Below are 19,897 nucleotides of genomic sequence, written 5' to 3' on the forward strand. Positions count from 1 at the left end.
TTTTCTTACTGTTGCTTAGCAAGCCATCGCTGGATAATTTGTGTGTGTTCCTCGAAATGCTCGGTGGTGTCGACGAGGATTTTTTCCCAGATTGCATGTTTCTCATTTCTGGGCAGAGGATGATTAATTTGAGCTTCTGTAAGCTCTTGTATACTGGCAAGCACTTGTTGGTTGACTGTGCGGAGTTCGGATTGGACATCTTCAAGCGTGCGTTCCCGATTGGCTTGATAAAATTGTTCGTTGATTTCATCATCATCCATACCTGGAGTAGGATTCACATACGTAGTATTGTCACGTACCGTATGTAAAATATCCACTGTGCGTTTCTGCCAGGCACTCAGATGGGCGATATTATCTTTTATCGACCACTTCCCATTTACACCGGGCGTTGTTAATTGATCACGATCCAGTGTAGCTATCAATGAGGAGAAAGCTGTGTAACCATCCTGTACTTTTTGCAGGAGAACATCTTTTTTCATATATTCGGTCATGATAAAAACTCCTTGCATCACTATTTTTTAGCTCAAAATACTTGCTGTTGGCTGCACTCTTATCACGGCTTTATCCGAGGAGAAGCCGTTGAGCGTATAGTTATAGAACTCGATAATTTGAGCTTCATTTAGGAGGCTATTATCTTCAGTCAGATGGGCATCGCTAGCCAGAACTACCGAATAGCCAAAGGTGGTTGCACGTCGGACGCTTGTATCGACACAGTATTCTGTCTGAGCACCAGCCACAATCAGATCTGTAGCCCCATAGCTATCTAGAATCTCTTTGAGCGTCGTATTGTAGAAAGCGTCGGAGGCGTCCTTGTTCACGACCGGCTCCCCCTGCTGAGGTGCAATGGCGGGATGGATCGGCCATCCATCTGCCCCAGCCTCTATGCTATCTCCCTTCCGACCGTTGTGCTGGACATAGACGACCGGGATGCCAGCGGCACGCGCTCTGCTCAAGAGCGTATTGATGTTTTCCAGGGTCTGGATATGATGGCTGTTGTTTTCATCGATCAGACCAATCTGAACGTCAATGATCACAAGTGCTGTTTTGTTGCTCATTATTTCTCCTCATCAGACATATGTCTGGCGTATTCAAAACGAAATAGCTGCCTTTGGTGCTACCTGTCTTGAGTTTACCAGTCAAAGAGGATAAAATGTGTCCTGATTGAACAAATTTTCGGATACTTCAAAAAATTCGCTCTGTGAGGGGATGGCATTATGTATTTTCCTACTACACGCGTGCTGACTGTACTGGAATTATTGCAATCGCGTCAGAGGATGAGCGGACAGGAGTTGGCTGAGCGCTTAGAAGTTGATCCTCGCACCGTCAGACGCTATATTGTAATGCTACAAGATTTAGGCATTCCTGTCGAGGGCACGCGGGGACGTTATGGATCATATTTTTTGCGACCAGGCTATAAGTTGCCTCCCTTGATGTTCAATAATGAGGAGGCGCTGGCTTTGACGCTCAGTCTGCTGATAGGACGCAAGCTGGGCTTGAATCTGACCACGCCAGCCACGGAAGGCGCGCTGGCAAAAATCGAGCGTGTCTTGCCGCAGGAATTGCTTAAAGGTATCCAGGCGGTGCAAGAGACCCTGATTGTCGACGTTATTCCTGCCAAAACCTCGCCCCGGAGCGAAGTCGTCGTCTCCTTGAGCGAAGCCACCTTACATCATCGTCGAGTCAACATGCGTTACCGTGCCTATGAGGGGCAGGAGACCGCTCGCGAATTTGATCCCTATGGACTGGTCTATCGCTCGGGCTTCTGGTATGTCGTTGGTTATTGTCATCTGCGCCAGGATATGCGTACTTTTCGCTTAGATCGTATTGTTGAAGTCACGATCGGAACAGACTCTTTTCTGCCTCCTGCTGTCTTTGATTGCCTGGACTTTGTCATACAATCGATTGCGCGTACACCTGGCACCTGGCTGGTCGATGTGCTGCTGGAGACGACTTTGGCCGAGGCCCAAAGGAGGCTTCCTCGTACGATGGCGACTCTGGTGCAAGGTGCCAATGGTGTTGAGCTCAAGTGCAACGTTGAGAGTTTAGAATGGCTGGCGTCCCTCCTGGTCGATCTTCGATGTCCATTTATTGTGCGCCAGCCAGCCGAATTACGGACGGTGTTACGGGAATTGGCACAGCATATCGCTGCGCAGGCCGAACGTATGGAAGAATGTTTATGATAACTCTTCGAGGAGTTCGCGCAGGAAGAGTTCGACATCGGTGACCAGTCCGGCGGCTTGAAAGCTGCCGCGATCGGCCAGTTTGGTGACGACCGATTGGTTGATGTCTACGACGACGGTGCGCACATGCGCTGGTAAGAGATTGCCTGTGGCGATAGCATGCAACATCGAGGCGACCATGATAGCCATCTCTACGCCATTTTGAACTTCTTCGCGCATCAGAGCCTGAGCTTCTTGCATATCGGAGATCACGCCAGGCATAGGACCATCATCGCGCACCGAGCCAGCAAGGATCATTGGAATGTGGCGCGTATGCGCTTCATACGTGATCCCTTCGCGTAGCAGACCGACCTCAATGGCTTTATCGATCGAGCCGACTGTCCGCACCGCATTGATCGCGCGTAAGTGATTACGATGTCCACCTTCCATCTGTTCTCCGCTTGCCAGATTGACTCCCAGCGAGGTGCCAAATAAAGCGGATTCAACGTCATGTGTGATCACGGCGTTGCCGCCAAAGATCACCTGAATGTATCCTTTGCGTATCAATTCTGCCACATAGCGTCCCGCGCCTGTGTGAATCACGGCTGGTCCGAGCACGAAGAGGATTTTGCCGTTGCGCGCTCTGACTTCTTTCATCTCTTTGGCGATGTTGTGGATGGTGCGTACCTTGGCTTTTTCGGATGAGACATCGCTTTGCATAAAGGCAAAGGTGTCGCGCTCACGGTCGCGTTCGTAAGGCTGGACGCGAATGCCATCATGCCCAATTACAACCTCATCGCCTTGTTTTACCTCGTGCATCGGACGGCAGAAGGCGCGTCCATTTTTGCGATCCAGCACGACTGCCACATCCATCTCGATCCGCTCGACCGTGATCCACTGTCCATGCAGGCGCACCTGCGTTGGCAGATTTGTCGTCGAATAGAACTTCTCAGGCAGTACACCATCCTGCTCAACGCTGGTGGTGTGAGCATCATCCGCGTGTAGCAAGACGGCTCCAGATTGTTGCAACTCTGAAATAATCTGCTCTAATACTTCGTCATTGGGAGCTGAGATCTTGAGTCGCACATAACTGGTATCATCTTTTGTGTGACCGACGTGCATCTCTTCAACGTCAAAATTGCCTCCGCGATCCATAATGGTATCCCAGGCACGTGGAAGCGTCCAGGAATCGATAATGTGGCCGCTCATCTCAATTACTTCATGTACTGTCTGCATCTATTACGCTCTCTTTTCTTTAAAAAGGTACAAATTTGAGCCGTGTGATTGTTGCTGCTTAGTGTATGTGGATGTCCCTTGAATGTCAATGTGTATGGCGGGCGTAGATGCTCTCTGTTCTCGTGGGAATGACGCCTGGATGGAAAAGGAGATTTTTATCTATCGAACGAGAAAGAGAATATCCAACCATCAGACAGAAAAGGAAAATATCTATCTATAGTACTGTAAAGATGTTATAATGATTATAGCTATGAGGTGATAAATAATCAATTTTTATTTACTCACTTATATAATAAAGGGAGGTTTCAATGCTGAAATATGTAACCCGTAGTACGTGAGCAATCCTTGTTTGCTATACGTAAATATATTGTTTGGATGCAATTATTCGGTATAGCTACATAGCAGTTTAATGCGACTGCCAGATAAGCAGGTGCTCTTCATAGGCGCAATAAAGATGCCATTGAAGAGATACTATTTAAGACGCTATTGGGGAGCGTTATATGTATAATTTTAGCCTCGAAACATTACTGCATTTTGCTAAGATCCGTCAGTTAAAAGGTATGTTTCGTTCATCTGCTTTTAATGGTTTTGGGGATTATCATGATCCCTGTGTTGTAATGATTACCGTACAATCTGGCGCGATGCTTTCTTGTACTATTTATAATCGTTACTCGCAAGTTTTGGAAATGAATAAAGCTACGATGAACGTGTTGCAGCATACTATCGTCGAGTGGACATTCGAGGGTGCCACGCATGAACCTCCACATGGACATGCATCATCCTTTCATTCGCCATCATCACCATCATCGCCACCCTTACCAAATCTTAATCGACCCTTATCAGATCCCGGTTTACAGCCGGGAAACCCACAATATCAATGGACACCACCTACCAACGGCATCAGAAATCCGCAATATTCAGATCCCGGGCGAACTTACCCATCTTCTTATGAGACGACCATCAAAAACCCGAGCGGGCCATTCCCGTTTGTTTCCGAACCTCAATATGCTATGCCTCCTCATAATAATGGGTCAATGCTCGATCGTTTTTCCCATCTTATCCCGTTGCGTTTAAAAGCTGTCCCGAGGTCTGAGGTGCTCCAGTGGAAAGGAAACGTCAAAAGTATCTATATGCGTACCAACGGTATTAATACTATTTCTCAAATCGCCACCATGCTCTCTCTTCCTATTTCAGATGTACTACAAATCCTGGTGCAGCTGGAGCAAGATGGCTTGATATCGTTGGGGCGCTAGGTAAGACCAAGAGTGAAAATTCACATGTTTCTTTATAGTATTTACTAGTATATTTTTAGGAGTTCTTATTTATGACTGCGACCCCCAAAAAGAAGTTTCGCTGGTCATCAACCTCGATCGTTGTGACATTTGCATTTGTTCTCGCGATTATTATTCCCTTCATTGCTATACTCAGCTTTACTTATGCCTATTCACGACCTGCCTTGATTACTGATTCGGAGCAGCGTTTACAAAATGATGCAGAGACGCGTGTGCAATTAATTGATGCCTATATTAATGAGCGTGTCCTTGATATCAAGACATTGGCTCAGGTTCCCAGCGTCCAGACCTTTATGGTTGAGCCTCCACAACCAACTCCCGCTTACAAAAATGATGCTACCCATGCGACGTATTCGTTGGCCGCCGGTATTTTTCGCGATAAAAATTATCAGACCTGGACGCTATTTGATACCAAAGGGCAGGTGATTCTCTCTTATCCCTCGTCACCGACGATACGTGGTAATGCCCTGATTCCCATTGAGGTTCAAAGTGTCATGAGTGGTCAGACAGTGATCTCGCCTGTTTACTATAACCCGACAACAAAGGTGGCAAGTATTGATCTCTACTCCCCTATTAACGCGCTCACAGCTCAACCGACGAAGCCGGGACCGATCATTGGGTGCATTCGGGCGACATTGAGCTTAAATTATATTTGGAAAGAGATTATTCAGCCCGATAATGGTAGCAATGGTACAGGCAGTACCGCTTTTATGTTAGATGAGAATGGCGTGCGTATTGGGGATGCCAGTCAACAAGATTTATTTACGACGGTCAAATTGCTTGATGGTACACTGTCCAACACGATTGCTCAAGAGCGACGCTATGGGACAAATAATCCGCCAGATGTCCAGTCTAATGTCGATATTGCTCGTATGCTCAATGCTCAATCCTCATCGCTGGCGGTACAAACACAGCCCACCGGGAAAAATGAGCCTTATCAGGTGGTTGGGCAGAGAACAAAAAATTTATTTGTCCACTGGTATTATTTCGTGCTCAGTCCGGTCAGTACCGTGACAGTGGTAGCTAATCAGCAATTGCAGGCAACGATTGGCATTGCACTGTTGGAGGCGTTCGTCGTTGGTATTATTGCCATCTTCGCCCGCCAGAGTCTTGTGCGTCCGATTCTGAGCGCCGTTGATCGTTTGCGCAGTAACAGTACCATGCTGAGTTCACTGGCGGAAAGGCAGCAACAGGCAGCCGAAGAGCAGATGTTTGTGATTGATTCCTCTCAGGGGAAACTTCAATCCGTTCAGTATTATACCGATGCGACCAGAGCTGCCTTGCAACGCTTGAATAACATTTCCACCCAGCTGGCTGCAAACTGGAGCCAATATGATGAGCGGACTATGGAGAACGTTATTCAGCAGTTATATGCAATTATTAACTACCTGGAAGACGCCTCCGCCTATCAAGATACCAGTAATCGCCGACTATCAGAGGTGCTCAATTCCGCCACCCTTACCAACGAGATATTGCATTCAGGCTCCATCTCCGCCACAGATGCCGTTGAACAGGCACGCCTGATTGTGATGCAACTGCTCTCTATTATTGGTAAGACAAGCTGATCTCTTTGGGAGAGATGGTCTCTTAACTTAACGGCAACATTATTTATTTCCCCTGTCCCACGGGGCAGATCGGCTGGTAGATGCAGGCGCGACACTTCGCCGGCTTCTGCTTTTTGAGAGCGGGAGGTTGTTGAGCGGTGCAGAGATCCATCTCTTTAACAAGGCGAATGACTTTTTTGCGCAGCGCGGGCGTATATTCGACGGTAAATTCGCGGTCGAGGTAGCGTATAATGCCGTGTGTGGGAGGCTGTTCGGCGTATTCTTCGAGGATGAGGCAGTAGGTGATCAGTTGCAGGACATGATGAGGTGCGGGCGTCATGGCATTTTGCTCGACTGGCTTGAGGTCGATAGGGAATAGGAGACCATTGAGAAGCTTGACAACATATGATGGTTTGCCAGTCAGTGGATAGATGTCTGAGGTGATTGGTTCGCCGAGGCCGTCGGTGTTCTCATAGACGAGTTCGCCTGGTGGAAGTCCCAGGGCTTGATGGCGTTCTTCGACCAGACGCTCGCGCTGCATGCGGCGTTCGTTGAAGAGGAGCAGGAAACAGGCAACCGAAAACAGCAGCAGGCCGATACCGCCAGCAAACAGAACATTCTCAATTAATTTTGCTGATCCCTCAACAAATGTCCACATAGTCTCCCCTATTTAATGATGAATACTGTGAGTGCGGATAATAGCACCAGGAGGATGCCCGATCCAAGTGTGAAGAGGGCCAGACGTAGCAGGCGGCGTACTTTGGGAAGTCGCTCAACGGTCTCGGCATCATCTTCATCGCTAGAGCCAGCATACTCGTTCTCTTCGGAGAGATTTTGGGACTCGCGGAAATCCTCCTCGAAGGCTCCACGACGCACGAGAATTTGCTCGATAACCTGATAATCAGGAATATCGGGTGCCTGCGATCCATATTCGTGCTCCAACGCAACAAGTTGGGCAAAGAGTTTGTCGCTATCAGCCAGAACGGCTGGATCATATTGTTCGTGCCACCAGACAAGTGGGCAATATTCGTATTGCGAGATTTCTTTGGCTGTGTAGTTGCGTTGAAATGCACCCGGAATCTGATTGTTACGTTGTTGCATTACGTCTCTTGCTTCTACCTACTCCTGGATCGCAGCTTCTTGTATCTCCGCGGAGGGACCAGCGAGGCCGAGTGTGTCGGCGATGGTTGTCATAGCCTGAATCACAAACGTAATATGATCATTGAGATCCACACCCAGTTCTTGAGCGCCATTGACGAGATCATCCCGATTGACTCCAGCGGCAAAGCCTTTGGTTTTCATCTTCTTGCGTACAGAGGATGCCTGGAGCCCCTGAATCTTATCGGGCCTGACCAGTGCCGTAGCTGTCACCATGCCTGTCACCTCATCGCAGGCGTAGAGCCCTTTGGAGAGTAGATCGGTGCGTGGATGGGTTGCCAGATTGAGATCATTATGGGCCAGAATGGCGTAGATAATCCTCTCATCGTAGCCGCCGTCGCGGAGCCACTGAGCCGCCACCTGAGTATGTTCGTGCAGGTCGGGGTACTCTTCATAATCGCTATCGTGGAGTAAACCTGTGATGGCCCAGATCTCTTCATCCTCGCCGAACTTACGAGCGTACGCCCGCATCGCGGCCTCAACGGAAAGCATATGTTTTTGCAAGCTTTCATTTTTTACATGATCTGTCATCAATGCATAAGCATCATTACGTGTTGGCATTCTTTCCCTCTTACTACATACAAGTGTGGCGAAAATTTGCCGCCGTTAGCTTTATTATAGCATAGGTTGCTCAGAATGCGGAACAGAGTAGGACAGTCGTGGATCGGCCTGGGCGTGTTGTTTAACCGCAGATCGGCCAACTTTTTGTTGTGTCATTGTGTTTCAGAATGCCCTGCGGACTTTGCCGTACATGTTATGATGATGTGGAGTTCCAAAATGGGAACGATGATACAAATATGCTTTAAGTAAAGGATCTGTCTTATGCTCCATATCGATGCGAAACCGATAGATTTACAGCTGACGACTCCCTTTAGAATTTCGCGCAGTGTGCAGAATACGGCGTCTAATGTCGTTGTGCAGGTGCGTCATAACGATTTTGTTGGCTATGGGGAAGCTGCTCCCAGCAACTATTATGGCGAGAGCGCTGAGACGGTGATGGCCTGTATCGCCATGTTTGCGGGCAACCTCGGCGACGATCCATTTTTGATTGAAGACATTATGCAGCGCCTCACCAATGTGATCCGTTTGCATCCAGCGGCCAAAGCGGCAGTGGACATGGCTATCTATGATATTGTGGGCCAGGCGCTTGGGGTGCCACTCTATACATTGCTGGGATTGAATCCGGCCCATACGCCGCGTACCTCGTTTACGATTGGCATTGATACTCCCGCCGTGATGGTGCAGAAGGTGCTGCTGGCTCAGGAGTATCCTATTTTGAAGATCAAGGTTGGCACAAAGCACGATGTCGAGATTCTGAAAGCTATTCGCGATGTTTCGTCGGCGGTGATTCGTGTCGATGCCAATGCTGCTTGGACTCCTAAAGAAGCGATTAAGCACATCAATGCGCTGGCTCCCTATGGACTTGAGTTTGTGGAACAGCCTGTGGACGCTCATGATCTGGCTGGTCTAAAACTGGTGCGTGACAATGTCTCTCTGCCGATTATTGCAGATGAGAGCTGTGTGACGATTGAGGATATTCCGCGCTTGAGTGAGTGTGTGGATGGGATCAATTTTAAGCTGATGAAAAATGGCGGCATCTATAATGTCTGGAAGATGATTCATGTAGCGCGTGCGTATAACCTGCGTACTATGCTGGGCTGCATGATTGAGAGCTCGTTGGCGATTACTGCGGCGGCTCATCTGACTCCTCTGGTCGACTATGCCGATCTGGATGGGCATCTCTTGATCCGTGATGATCCTTTTGTTGGCGTCACCGTTGAACACGGTAAGCTCATCTTACCGCAGAAGGCTGGTCTGGGTGTAAGCGTGCGTCCAGAGACTAAATGATTGGGAATATATGTATCAGAAATCGGTAAAGATAGAGCAGAAGATTCGACCTCCGCGTTTGCCTAAAAAGATGCTGGCGAAGGATATTCCAGGTGGCTCGGTGAAATATCATGAGCGTTATACGTCGTTGGCTTTAACGGGAACCGATCTGACTGGTCAGATGGCGATCCGTCCGGCTTTTGAGGAGACGTCTCTCACACAGGTGCGCCTGACTGCCTCCGAATTTGAGGAGCTGCAATTCGATGATGTACGTCTGGTCGGCTGTGATCTGGCGACTGCCAGCTGGTACAAAACGACCTGGCATCGTGTGGAGCTGGTCGGCTGTCATATGACTGGCTTTCTGGCTGGAGAGGCGCTACTCCAGGATGTTTTGTTTAAGGATTGTTTGATCGATCTGGCCCAGTTTCGCTTTGCGACGCTGAAAGCGGTGCGCTTCGAACATTGCGATCTGCATGAGGCCGACTTTTTAGAAGCGGATCTGTCCTCTGTGAGCTTCGTTGATTGTAATCTGCGCCAGGCAGAGCTATCCGGCACGCATCTGACCGGCATGGATCTCAGTACTTGTTCAATTGATGGAGCACATGTAAGCGTGAAAGAGCTGCAAGGTGCAACTCTGAATATTACGCAGGCCATGGCGCTGATTGAAGCCATGGGTATTACGATCACATCTGCTCAGGGCTCCTGAGTAGACCATTTAACGCAATTGTGACTAATATTACGATCACTATAGACATACTGTTATGCCTATAGATGATTTATCTGATGATAATATCTATCAATTATATATAGGTGCGGGCCGAATTTCCTCTAGTCTTTCCTTACAATCTGGTGCTGTGGGGAATGTCCTGAAGGGATATTTTGCCTCCATCTGATGGTGAATTTTGTTTTACCTTGAAAATAGAGAGGCAACTTGTGATTATCTCTTTATCTCGTTACAAGTTGCTTCTTGTTATAGAGCTCAACCATATTTTTTTTAGCTACAAATCCTCAAAAAAACCGTGCATATTGCCTATAAACACTGATGCTATTAAGCGTAATTTCTCTTTTATCCGGGCTATAGCTGCCATTTTCTTGTCAGGAGGATGCTTTTACTATAGTTATTTTGTACAGAATTGAAGCAAATAGCATCAAGAAAGTATCAAAGAAGTGGTCGCCATTCTCAAAAAAACCTTAAGTTTTTGTCACGTATAGATAAAAATGTATTAAATATTTGGTTGTTTTGTACATAATGCACAAAACAACCATACGTATTTGTGTTATATTAGCTCTATAAGTTGGGCTGTGTAATTTCCTATAATCTATATAGAACGAGATCGTACAAATTAAATACATCAATGATGATATGTCTAATCCTCAGTTAGAAAATCGATGTTGTTCGATTGCCTATCTTTTGCTCACCGATGAGAATTTGTCGCCTTCCTGATGTCTGAGATACGTGTTAATCCTATTTCGGTTGAAAGGACTAATCGCCTTATGACGACTATTCTTAGTGAAACCTGGAAGCGTCTTCGCACAAATTTCAAAGATCCTCTGTTGCGGAAGAACGTGGCGCTGTACATGGGTGGCAAGTTGCTTGGCCTGGCACTTGTACTCCTGGTTATGATCTGGGTGATTCCAACTGCCGTTCATGCCGCAACGCATGCTGATGGTCCCACTCCGACGATGAATGCGGTCAATACCGTTTGGACGTTGGTTGCTGCTTTCCTCGTATTCTGTATGCAAGTCGGATTTGTGATGCTAGAAGCGGGCTTTGCTCGTTCGCGTGAGTCTGTCAATATCCTGGTAGAAGGTATTGCGGATACCTGCATCTGCGGCATTTTATTCTGGGCATGGGGCTTTGCTTTCATGTTCGAATCTGGCACACCTATTATCGGTACTCATGGTTTCTTTTTAAGTGGTCTCGCTGACACCTATGGAACGACTGGTATTCCGCTGCTGGCTTTCTGGGTTTTCCAGTTCGCCTTTGCTGATACCGCTTCCACTATCACATCCGGCGCCATGATTGGACGTTGTGGCTTCTGGGGCGATATCGTTTATAGTATTGGGGTGACTGGTTTTATTTATCCGATTATTGGTCACTGGTCCTGGGGACCTGACGGCTGGTTAGCGCTGCAAGGTTTCCATGACTTTGCTGGTTCGACCGTCGTACATAGCATCGGTGGAGCTATCTCCCTGGCTGGTGCTCTGGCTCTTGGCCCTCGGTTGGGACGTATCTTCAAACGGGACGGTGGTGGCCCTCCTCCTCCCCACGATCTCATCATCGGCGCAGTCGGAGGTCTGATCCTCTGGTTCGGCTGGTATGGGTTCAATCCTGGTAGCACACTCTCGGCACTGGATATGATTGGCATTGGTCGTGTCTCATTTAACACGACGCTCGCCGCCTGTTCTGGTGGTCTGGCAGCCCTGTTCTACTCATATGCCCGTACTAAGAAGTGGGATCTGGGACTGACAGTGAATGGCTTCCTCGGTGGACTCGTTGCTATCACCTGTCCATGTTACTGGGTAGATCCGACAGGCGCATTCTTCATCGGTATCGTCGCAGCCTTCGTGGTAATCGGCGGACTGGAATTGCTGGAATACTTACGCATCGACGATCCAATCGGCGCGGTACCTGTCCATCTGTTTGGTGGTATCTGGGGAACGTTGTCGCTGGGTCTATTCGCAACGGGCACGTTCGGTTTGCCGACGCCAACAGGTGCTGACACAACCACAGTTGTTAGCGGTCTGTTCTACGGCGGCGGTGTCAACCAACTTGGCTTGCAGGCACTTGGATCATTCTCAACTGTGGCTGCGACCCTGGTCGTCTCCTTGCTGATGATGTACGGGCTAAAAGCTGTCGGCATCCTGCGTATCTCCAAGGCGGGTGAGCTTGAAGGGATGGATCTGTCTGAGCATGGAGCCGTGGCTTATCCAGAGTATGCTCTGGCTGGACTGGCTGAATCGCTCGTCGGCCCTGAGGGACATGTGGCGGTAGCTACAGCGTCCTCTATGGCTGATACAACAGTGGGTGACGATTAGGGACAGACTTTTTCTCTGCTTCTGATACCTCTGTACAGAGAAATATCCCTCGCACTATTACCTATGTGTAGTGTGGGGGATATTTCTTTTTGTCCTGCTTTGGACAAACTTTGCTAGCTGAGATGTTTCTCCAGTGCATCCATGAGGGGGCCGACGCCGTAACGGAATGGATCGGTGACTGGTAGCCCGGTCTCTTGCTCGATCTGTTTGATCGTGGCTTGTGCATCCTGATCACTGAGATGGTTGGTGATCAGGGCGATGCCCACAATCTTGCTGGCACGCTCAGGATTGGGCCAGCTGCTCGCGTCTTCATTGAGGGCAATTAAGCGTTTCAGTGATGGTAATGGGCAGTTTTCATAGCCCTCGATGGTTGTTTGTCCCGCGATATGACAGAGGATCATCGCATCGGGCATTGAGCCATGTATCAGGCTGAGCGTGACCGGGGAGTAGCCTGGATGGTTCAGCGCCCCCTGACCTTCTACAAAGACCCAGTCGTGCTCCTGGGTAAATTGAAGAACTTGTTCCTCCATAAGACCAGCCGCGAAGTCGCAGATGAGGCGATCGACTGGCAGACCCTTATTGGAGATCATAATGCCTGTTTGACCGGTCGCAAGAAAGGCACTCTTCAAATGGCGTTTCTGCGCTTCCACGTTGAGATCCAGCGCGGTTGACATCTTGCCGGACGCGCAATCTGAGCCGACAAGCAACACTGTATGGCTGCCGGCGCGATGGGGGGTAAAATCGGCGACGCGTGTTCTCTCTGGTGGGCGACGGACATCCCAGATTGTGACTCCTTGTTTGGCAGCGGCGCTCCGTAATTCTTCATCGTCTCCGAGAAAGGAATGGAGTCCGCTGACGATATTGAGCTTGTGCTCGATGGCCGTCAGTAATTGCCAGCGCCAACTGGCTGGTAGTGCGCCACCGCGTGGAGCGATGCCTATTAAAAGCGTATCGGGCTCAAATTGGAGCGCAGCATTGATATCAGTGACCACTGGAATCCCCTGCCCAAGCGGACCGCCAAGCGCTTGCGAGACATCCTGTCCAGCTTTCGTGCTGTCTATGACTGCCAATACAGTATCTTCGCTATAGCGGATGACACCGACAGCTGTTTTAGCGTCATGCCACTCAAATGCGCCTTCGGCCAGGATAACTATTCTACTCATATGTGTACTCTACCTTTGCTGGTTTAATCATGATGGCGAAAAGAAAATAGATAAGATATTCTCTATACGTATAGGTTAAGCAAACTATAGACTATTAATCGTGGTTCTGCCAGTTCTTTCTGGGGAGTTTTGATGCTTTATGCATCTCACTTCTGCGTGAAGATATAAGATATTCTGATTCCGAAGATTTCATCTCACTTCTGTGTGAAGATGCAGCGTGTCCCGAAGGTTTCATGTGGGGCAATCATTAATGTGTTGGGGCCGCCTGCATCCATCACATATTCAATGCCGCGTTGCTTGAGGAAGGCGCAGGATTGTTTGAGATTATTGACCGCGAAAAAGACTTCAAAGACACCATCTCCCAGTGCAGCCATCTCTGTTCGCAGGAGTCCTTTTTTTTGTGGCGTGATCAGGTCGATGAGTGAGTTGCCAATTTTGAATGTTGCTCGATCGGCATCCAGACGTGCCAATGTATCTCTCTGCTGGAGTTTGAGTCCGAGGTTACGCTGATAGAGGTTGATAGTATCTGAAAATTTATGGACTCCTACTGATACACGTACGATCTCTGTGACACCATTTCTGTGCGCTTGCAGATGGTCCCTTATTGGACGTTGGGCGTCGGGTGTCTCCCACTGATAAAGAAATGGCCACGGACGTCGCCAGGGAAAGCCTCCAGGCATGAACACCTGGATATTTAATGGTGGGCCACTTGCTAGCTCACTCTTTATCATATAAGGTGGCGTGACAACCAGATCGGTACCAGCTAATTGCTTAATATCATCTTCCATATTCGTTGTGGTGAGCGCAAACCCTACCATGGCACCATCGCGCTGATCCAGGATATTTAATACGATCTCTATACCAGGAATGACACGCATGGTGCGTACTGGATTAAAGGTTGATATGAGTTCAATGTACGTAAGGCCTAGATGAATAATGGCGTTGTGTGTCCCTAATGCTTCATGGGTGCCCCCGGCAGTCACGGAAAAGCCTAGACGCTGATAATGGTCAATCGCTGTGTCCAGGTCACGAACTGCTATCATGACGTGATCAAGTCTGGTAATCATGTTGTATTCCCCCCGATCTGAAGAAAGAAATATCCAAAATTGGATACTTTCGTTTTTCTCAACTCCCACAAGGTAAATAATTATCTTAATACAAGACTAAATGTTATCAGGACGTATTGTCAACAGAAAAGTAAGGACATTTTGTAGCTATGATGATTTTATACATAGGCAGAAAAGAAATATCCGCACGTATCTTGAATAAAAACTCTACCGTATGATATCGTATTCTACTGGTACTCTGTTTGTACGTTCAATGAATGACTCATGCATTCTGTGCACCACAGTTGAGAAATCTGTTCACCGTCTACTACAGTATGAGTAATGAATGAATTGCTTTAGAATCTAACTTGAGAAGAAAAAAGCTTTATCTCGTCTATTTCTACTGGCGCAAAAGGGTCTTGAGGCATACAATGGAATCAGTGTCTCTTGACACGCTTGGTACTGCTGTAAGGTGACAAGTTTTGCAGTGATGACGATAACCCTTGATTTTTAAGTCTAAATATGTTATTTTCAATTCAATGAAACTGTGTCTGTTTCATTGAATTGAAATGGCAAAGTTTTGTTTTAACCGTTTTTTATTTGATCGTTACGTTAATGTCTGCGGTCATAGTAGAAAAGAGTCTCTTTTCCGCTTGATGAAATAGTTCTCGGTCATAAAAAATGGGGAAGGAATGTTGGATGTGGAAAGCTCAGTAACAGTAAAGGATGTGGCACGCATCGCTGATGTCTCGGTCGGGACAGTCTCTCGTGTTTTTAATAATCATAGTAACGTTACAGATGAAATTCGGCAGCGTGTCCTCAAAGCTGCTGCTGAACTGGGATATGCTCGTTTGGTGAGCTCAGAAGTTGGCCGTACGAGCTATCGGATGATCAAAGAGGTTGGATATCTGTATTGCTCCAGCCTGGATATGTCAGCCTTTACCAGTAACCCGTTCTGGTCATATATTCTCAACGGTGTTGAGAGCGAGGCGCGTAAGTCGAATCTCAAGGTTACCTATCGTGCGGTCGGAGAACTGGTGCAGTCACCACAATTATTACTCTCAACTGTGCAAGAGATGAAGTTGGGTGGCATCTTACTGGTAGGTCCAACCGAGCCCGAAACGGTACAGTTATTCAAAAGCCTGCAAACTCCCCTGGTTCTGGTTGATAACTATGTTCGCGGTCTGGCGGTCGACTCTGTCCTGAGTGACAATTTCGAAGGAGCCAGAATCGCTGTTGAGTACCTGATTGAGCAAGGACATCGGGAGATCGCTTTTATTGGTGGACCGATCGTACACAAGTCCAAAACACATCTTGTGAACCAGATTTATACCTTTGAGCGTCGTGCGTCCGGGTATCGTACAGCTTTGCTGGATGGTGATCTGCCGATCAATTATGAGCTATTTGAGTCCTGTAATCTGTCTACTGAAGGTGGATACGAGGCATGTAAGCGGCTGATTGAGCACGGGCATACCTTTACGGCCATCTTTTGCGCCAACGATAGTATCGCCATTGGGGCTGTTAAAGCTCTACATGAGGCTGGGCTCGGCGTTCCTGACGATGTTTCTCTGGTTGGCTTTGATGATATCGATGTAGTAAAGCATTTAACCCCCTCTCTCTCTACCGTGAGGGTGAATAAGGAGGCGATTGGCGCTGTCGCAATTCGTAGCCTGCTATCGCGCGTCGCTGATCCTGAGAGCACCAGTGTCACCAGCATCATCGATGTTGAACTTATCATACGTGCTTCGGTAGGCTCGCCTCGCCGTTGAGGCTTTCATCCCTACCGTTCGGGCGTAGATCGAATTTATTGTATTTTTAAGTACCGAACAGTTGAGACATAGACTGGATCGGTGACTGGCACCGGTCTTTACACAAAGGAGTGAATAGCATGGATTTGTCAATGACGCGGCGCAGTTTTCTGGCACAGAGTGGTAAGGCTGCGCTTGCCGCAGGTGTTGGTGGTACTTTATTGGAAGCGTGTGGTGGGGGATCGTCATCATCTTCTGGCCCGACAACTATTTCATTGGGATGGTGGAGCAATACTCCTGCGAAAGATAATGCGATGAAGGCCTGGGTGCAGACTTTTGAGAAGGCTCATCCTACCATCAAAGTCAAATTTGAGATTATCAGTTGGGCAAACTACTGGGATAAATTGAAAACGACCACGGCTGGTGGCAATGCGTATGATGTGATTGGTCTGGCCAGTAGTATGGCGGGCGCTTACTATAATGAAGGGGCTCTGACTGATCTGAGCACGTTCCCTGATTATACGACGGCTTCAGGTATTGTGTCGCCAGCCTCTCTCGAATTGGGCAAGTGGAGTGGCAAGACCTACTCGCTTCCCATTGGCACATCTGTTTCACTCCTTGGTTACAACAAAAAACTCTTGAAAGACGCTGGCGTTGACTATCCTTCCGCTACTGTACCGATGACCTTTGATCAATTCAAGGCGCTGGCCAGCAAGTTGAGCGTGAAGAAGAATGGTCAATATTCTCAGTACGCGATTAATCCCCTGGATATCCTGACCTATGATGCGTTTGCTCGTATGAATGGTGGTTCGACCTATGATAATCCAGTGAATCCGACCAAAATCACCATTAACAATGCGGCTGGTATTCAAGGCTTGACCGATTATATGAGCTTATTTAGCGAGAATCTTGCCCCTGCTTATGATACTTTGACGACTGGTCCCTGGTCGTTTGACCTGGGGGCTCTGCAAACCGGGAAAATTGCCTTCGCTCGTGTAGGTGCGTGGCTCTTCTCTGATATGGCGTCCGACGCTGATTACGCGGTGGCACCACTTTTCAAAAAGCAGAACTTTGTGACGATCGGTACCGTCAACAGCCTGGCCATCTATAAAGGGAGTAAGAATCAGGATCAGGCCTGGACGTTCCTTAAATGGGCCACACAAACGCAGCCAGAGATCAGTTTTGCTAAATTTAGTGATGTCCCTTCAAATAAGGAGGCGTTCTCACAACTGAACACGTATATCACTCCTGCATCGTATATTCCGGCTCTCCAGACGGCCTTTCCGTCTTTCCAGCCAGACCTTATTAGCGCGAAATCTGATCAGGTGACGGCGGCACTTGGCGATGTGATTACGGATATGACTGGCGGAAAACTGACACCTGCTCAGGCGGCCGCCAAAATGGAATCGCAAGGTAATGCCATTTTGTCCAGCGCCTCCTAGCATGCCACGTTCTCTTCTATTGAATTCATAGTGATGTATGTATTCATTGAAACAGAGCTGTGTTCATCGATACTGGCGGGGGACAAGCAGCAATTCTGCTCTTGTCTCCTCTCCTATACGCTTAATTATGACGTATCTGCATGTTCGCGCGTTTAAGTTGCTGATAAGAAAGAGGAATAGTATGATTTCTTCCTCACGATCAGGGTCCGTCAAGATAGAAAATATTACCAGTAATCGGGGCCGTATGCCACAACTGTGGCAACGTATCCGGCGTAGCGAAGCCGCGAAGGGCTACCTGTTTATCGCTCCCTGGCTGATTGGATTTCTTTTCTTTGCCCTATGGCCATTGCTCAATGTCATTTACGATAGTTTTTCAACCTATAATCTTTTCACCTCTCCAACCTGGATTGGCTTGAAAAACTATCAGAATATTTTTCTGCATGATCCCATCTTCTGGTCCATGCTGCTCAATATGTTGATCTATGTGCCTTCTGCAACCCTGATTACTATTGTGGGTGGCTTATTGCTGGCTCTGGCACTCAATCGTAAGTTTCCAGGCAGCCACTTCTTCAGGACGCTTTTTTATGTACCGAGTTTAATGGTCGGTGTTGCCATTGGCAAGCTCTTTAAGCAAATTTTTGCCAGTGGTCAGAATGGATTAGCGAACGAGTTCCTTGCGCTCTTTCATATTCCACCATTGAACTGGTTAGGTGATCTGAACCATCCTCAACTGGCTTTGTTGGCGCTCGTGCTTGTGAACTTATGGTTTATGGGCAATACGATGTTGATTTTTATTGCGGGACTGAAAGGTATCTCCGGGACGTATTATGAGGCTGCTCATATCGATGGTGCTGGCCGTTGGGAGACGTTCTGGCGTATTACCTTGCCTTTGTTATCGCCAACTATCGTGTTCAATCTCATCTGGGCCTTGATCAGTAATCTGCAAGTGTTTGATACACCGCTCGTTTTTGCCGTTGCTCAAGGATCAGTGAGTGGCGGCGGTAGTAATCCGCTTGGCCATAATAATATTCTGGCTGTCTTCCTGACCTATATCTATGAGAAAGCTTTTATCGAGCTGGATTTTGGATATGGTGCTGCGTTAGCAGTTATTCTGTTTGTTCTTGCTGTGCTTCTTATCTGTCTGGTGTTTTTTGCGAGCCGCTTTACCTATGCTGGCGATCAAGAAAGTAGCAACTAATTGATACCGAAACATCAGCAGAAAGCAACGCAGTCAATGAGTATGGATGGTAGGATGCTTTGTCTACTGCTATACTCGTACGATAGAATGAAAGAAGGACAAGATTTATGCGTATTATGAATCAACAGCAAGAGCTCTCACCGCAGATGTTGGCCTCCGCACGTCGTCCTTCCAATAATAAGGGAGATCGCTATCAACGTGGCCTCCTGTTGAAGCGTTTGAGCCTCTGGTGGACCTATGCTCTTTTGATTGTAGTTGGATTGATCTTCGTTTTTCCCTTTTTATGGCTGCTGACCTCCTCGTTGAAGAACGAGTTTCAGTACTACGCCATTCCTATTCAATGGATTCCCAATCCGGTACAGTGGACGAACTATGTGCAGGTGTTTGTCGATTATAATTTTGCGCACTACGTTGTAAATAGTGTCTGGCTGGCGGCCTATTGTGTGGTTGCCGCAACGTTGAGTTCTTCGATTGTGGCCTATGGCTTTGCACGTTTTCGTTTTCCTGGGCGTGGAGTTCTGTTTGTCATTCTCATTTCGACCATGATCCTGCCTGTACAAATTCTTACGATCTCGTTATATACTATGTTTCGAAGCTGGGGATGGATCGATACATTCTTACCGATCATGGTGCCCAGGCTCTTTGGCGATGCTTTTAGCATCTTTCTCTTTCGGCAGTTTTTTATTGGTTTACCCCGAGAGATTGATGAAGCAGCTCGTATTGATGGCTGTGGAAGTTTTCGCATCTTTTGGAATATTGTCTTACCACAGTCCAAACCGGTTATTATTGTTGTTGCGATCTTTGCGTTTCTGAGCAGTTGGCGTGATGCATGGAATCCTCTCATTTACTTGAGCAGCGATGCCAATCGTACTGTGCCACTTGGTCTGTTTTACTTTACGAATCCATTCCAATCGGTCGATCCGCAACTGATGGCGGCGACTCTGGTCGCACTGGCAGTTCCTGTTGCGCTCTATGCGCTGGGACAACGGTATATGGATAGTGGGGTTTCGATCGCCGAAATAAAGTAGAAAAATCTAGTTTGTGT

18 protein-coding genes are annotated in these 19,897 nt (G+C 47.8%); 10 read left to right on the forward strand and 8 right to left on the reverse strand.

Features of this window, described 5'->3' with window-relative positions; translation table 11 throughout:
- Positions 1 to 5: 5 nt before the first annotated feature.
- Together AC27N8_RS26325 and AC27N8_RS26330 are read right to left on the reverse strand one after the other, a co-directional pair.
- Positions 6 to 491, reverse strand: coding sequence for a ClbS/DfsB family four-helix bundle protein (locus tag AC27N8_RS26325; protein ID WP_487070988.1), 486 nt, complete (start codon positions 489 to 491; stop codon positions 6 to 8).
- 27 nt (positions 492 to 518) lie between these two features.
- Positions 519 to 1,055 carry a cysteine hydrolase family protein gene (locus AC27N8_RS26330; RefSeq protein WP_487070990.1) on the reverse strand — a complete coding sequence of 179 codons (537 nt, stop codon included), beginning with the start codon at positions 1,053 to 1,055 and terminating at the stop codon, positions 519 to 521.
- A gap of 159 nt (positions 1,056 to 1,214) precedes the next feature.
- Here AC27N8_RS26330 and AC27N8_RS26335 point away from each other — a divergent pair, with 159 nt between their 5' ends.
- Positions 1,215 to 2,180 (forward strand): helix-turn-helix transcriptional regulator, encoded by a 966-nt coding sequence (locus AC27N8_RS26335; protein ID WP_487070992.1) that lies wholly within the window; start codon positions 1,215 to 1,217, stop codon positions 2,178 to 2,180.
- Here the strand turns inward: AC27N8_RS26335 and AC27N8_RS26340 are convergent.
- Entirely contained in the window at positions 2,175 to 3,395 is a 1,221-nt protein-coding gene (locus AC27N8_RS26340) for an ornithine cyclodeaminase, nickel-pincer nucleotide-dependent (protein WP_487070994.1), read from the reverse strand. The two genes, AC27N8_RS26335 and AC27N8_RS26340, sit on opposite strands and share 6 nt — an antisense overlap.
- A gap of 500 nt (positions 3,396 to 3,895) precedes the next feature.
- Here AC27N8_RS26340 and AC27N8_RS26345 point away from each other — a divergent pair, with 500 nt between their 5' ends.
- The gene (locus tag AC27N8_RS26345; RefSeq protein WP_487070996.1) at positions 3,896 to 4,648 is read left to right on the forward strand and encodes a hypothetical protein; all 753 of its coding nucleotides are present in this window, start codon (positions 3,896 to 3,898) and stop codon (positions 4,646 to 4,648) included.
- 71 nt (positions 4,649 to 4,719) lie between these two features.
- Positions 4,720 to 6,252, forward strand: coding sequence for a cache domain-containing protein (locus AC27N8_RS26350; protein ID WP_487070998.1), 1,533 nt, complete (start codon positions 4,720 to 4,722; stop codon positions 6,250 to 6,252).
- Positions 6,253 to 6,295: 43 nt separating this feature from the next.
- Here the strand turns inward: AC27N8_RS26350 and AC27N8_RS26355 are convergent, their stop codons facing one another.
- From AC27N8_RS26355 to AC27N8_RS26365, 3 genes are read right to left on the reverse strand one after another with little or no spacing between them, the layout of a single operon-like run.
- Positions 6,296 to 6,889, reverse strand: a complete 594-nt coding sequence (locus tag AC27N8_RS26355; RefSeq protein ID WP_487071000.1) for a CRISPR-associated protein Cas4 — start codon at positions 6,887 to 6,889, stop codon at positions 6,296 to 6,298.
- 8 nt (positions 6,890 to 6,897) lie between these two features.
- Positions 6,898 to 7,332: a hypothetical protein gene (locus AC27N8_RS26360; RefSeq protein WP_487071002.1), complete on the reverse strand. Its 435-nt coding sequence runs from the start codon at positions 7,330 to 7,332 to the stop codon at positions 6,898 to 6,900.
- A gap of 18 nt (positions 7,333 to 7,350) precedes the next feature.
- Positions 7,351 to 7,950: an HDIG domain-containing metalloprotein gene (locus AC27N8_RS26365; protein WP_487071004.1), complete on the reverse strand. Its 600-nt coding sequence runs from the start codon at positions 7,948 to 7,950 to the stop codon at positions 7,351 to 7,353.
- Between the two features lie 261 nt (positions 7,951 to 8,211).
- Here AC27N8_RS26365 and AC27N8_RS26370 point away from each other — a divergent pair, with 261 nt between their 5' ends.
- From AC27N8_RS26370 to AC27N8_RS26380, 3 genes are all read left to right on the forward strand, one after another.
- Positions 8,212 to 9,237, forward strand: a complete 1,026-nt coding sequence (locus AC27N8_RS26370; protein WP_487071006.1) for a dipeptide epimerase — start codon at positions 8,212 to 8,214, stop codon at positions 9,235 to 9,237.
- Positions 9,238 to 9,247: 10 nt separating this feature from the next.
- On the forward strand, positions 9,248 to 9,922 hold the full coding sequence (locus AC27N8_RS26375) for a pentapeptide repeat-containing protein (RefSeq protein ID WP_487071008.1): 675 nt from the start codon (positions 9,248 to 9,250) through the stop codon (positions 9,920 to 9,922).
- 788 nt (positions 9,923 to 10,710) lie between these two features.
- Entirely contained in the window at positions 10,711 to 12,255 is a 1,545-nt protein-coding gene (locus AC27N8_RS26380; protein ID WP_487071010.1) for an ammonium transporter, read from the forward strand.
- 113 nt (positions 12,256 to 12,368) lie between these two features.
- Here the strand turns inward: AC27N8_RS26380 and AC27N8_RS26385 are convergent, their stop codons facing one another.
- Both AC27N8_RS26385 and AC27N8_RS26390 read right to left on the reverse strand, forming a co-directional pair.
- On the reverse strand, positions 12,369 to 13,418 hold the full coding sequence (locus AC27N8_RS26385) for an N-acetyltransferase DgcN family protein (RefSeq protein ID WP_487071012.1): 1,050 nt from the start codon (positions 13,416 to 13,418) through the stop codon (positions 12,369 to 12,371).
- 194 nt (positions 13,419 to 13,612) lie between these two features.
- A complete protein-coding gene (locus tag AC27N8_RS26390; RefSeq protein ID WP_487071014.1) occupies positions 13,613 to 14,485 on the reverse strand; it encodes a VOC family protein in 873 nt (290 codons plus the stop codon).
- Positions 14,486 to 15,156: 671 nt separating this feature from the next.
- On the opposite strand from AC27N8_RS26390, the gene AC27N8_RS26395 reads away from it, so the two are divergent.
- The 4 genes from AC27N8_RS26395 to AC27N8_RS26410 all read left to right on the forward strand — a co-directional run bounded on the left by AC27N8_RS26395 (position 15,157) and on the right by AC27N8_RS26410 (position 19,880).
- Entirely contained in the window at positions 15,157 to 16,233 is a 1,077-nt protein-coding gene (locus AC27N8_RS26395; RefSeq protein WP_487071016.1) for a LacI family DNA-binding transcriptional regulator, read from the forward strand.
- A gap of 119 nt (positions 16,234 to 16,352) precedes the next feature.
- Complete coding sequence (locus AC27N8_RS26400; RefSeq protein ID WP_487071018.1) at positions 16,353 to 17,654, forward strand: ABC transporter substrate-binding protein; 1,302 nt, start codon at positions 16,353 to 16,355, stop codon at positions 17,652 to 17,654.
- A 181-nt stretch (positions 17,655 to 17,835) separates the two neighbouring features.
- Complete coding sequence (locus AC27N8_RS26405) at positions 17,836 to 18,852, forward strand: carbohydrate ABC transporter permease (RefSeq protein WP_487071020.1); 1,017 nt, start codon at positions 17,836 to 17,838, stop codon at positions 18,850 to 18,852.
- A gap of 107 nt (positions 18,853 to 18,959) precedes the next feature.
- On the forward strand, positions 18,960 to 19,880 hold the full coding sequence (locus AC27N8_RS26410) for a carbohydrate ABC transporter permease (RefSeq protein WP_487071022.1): 921 nt from the start codon (positions 18,960 to 18,962) through the stop codon (positions 19,878 to 19,880).
- Positions 19,881 to 19,897 lie beyond the last annotated feature (17 nt).

This window comes from Dictyobacter sp. Z7_2, assembly GCF_057551105.1.

Coding starts and splice junctions, on each gene's coding strand:
- AC27N8_RS26325 (WP_487070988.1), bottom strand. CDS start 491: ATGACCGAATATATGAAAAAAGATGTTCTCCTGCAAAAAGTACAGGAT.
- AC27N8_RS26330 (WP_487070990.1), bottom strand. CDS start 1,055: ATGAGCAACAAAACAGCACTTGTGATCATTGACGTTCAGATTGGTCTG.
- AC27N8_RS26335 (WP_487070992.1), top strand. CDS start 1,215: ATGTATTTTCCTACTACACGCGTGCTGACTGTACTGGAATTATTGCAA.
- AC27N8_RS26340 (WP_487070994.1), bottom strand. CDS start 3,395: ATGCAGACAGTACATGAAGTAATTGAGATGAGCGGCCACATTATCGAT.
- AC27N8_RS26345 (WP_487070996.1), top strand. CDS start 3,896: ATGTATAATTTTAGCCTCGAAACATTACTGCATTTTGCTAAGATCCGT.
- AC27N8_RS26350 (WP_487070998.1), top strand. CDS start 4,720: ATGACTGCGACCCCCAAAAAGAAGTTTCGCTGGTCATCAACCTCGATC.
- AC27N8_RS26355 (WP_487071000.1), bottom strand. CDS start 6,889: ATGTGGACATTTGTTGAGGGATCAGCAAAATTAATTGAGAATGTTCTG.
- AC27N8_RS26360 (WP_487071002.1), bottom strand. CDS start 7,332: ATGCAACAACGTAACAATCAGATTCCGGGTGCATTTCAACGCAACTAC.
- AC27N8_RS26365 (WP_487071004.1), bottom strand. CDS start 7,950: ATGCCAACACGTAATGATGCTTATGCATTGATGACAGATCATGTAAAA.
- AC27N8_RS26370 (WP_487071006.1), top strand. CDS start 8,212: ATGCTCCATATCGATGCGAAACCGATAGATTTACAGCTGACGACTCCC.
- AC27N8_RS26375 (WP_487071008.1), top strand. CDS start 9,248: ATGTATCAGAAATCGGTAAAGATAGAGCAGAAGATTCGACCTCCGCGT.
- AC27N8_RS26380 (WP_487071010.1), top strand. CDS start 10,711: ATGACGACTATTCTTAGTGAAACCTGGAAGCGTCTTCGCACAAATTTC.
- AC27N8_RS26385 (WP_487071012.1), bottom strand. CDS start 13,418: ATGAGTAGAATAGTTATCCTGGCCGAAGGCGCATTTGAGTGGCATGAC.
- AC27N8_RS26390 (WP_487071014.1), bottom strand. CDS start 14,485: ATGATTACCAGACTTGATCACGTCATGATAGCAGTTCGTGACCTGGAC.
- AC27N8_RS26395 (WP_487071016.1), top strand. CDS start 15,157: ATGTTGGATGTGGAAAGCTCAGTAACAGTAAAGGATGTGGCACGCATC.
- AC27N8_RS26400 (WP_487071018.1), top strand. CDS start 16,353: ATGGATTTGTCAATGACGCGGCGCAGTTTTCTGGCACAGAGTGGTAAG.
- AC27N8_RS26405 (WP_487071020.1), top strand. CDS start 17,836: ATGATTTCTTCCTCACGATCAGGGTCCGTCAAGATAGAAAATATTACC.
- AC27N8_RS26410 (WP_487071022.1), top strand. CDS start 18,960: ATGCGTATTATGAATCAACAGCAAGAGCTCTCACCGCAGATGTTGGCC.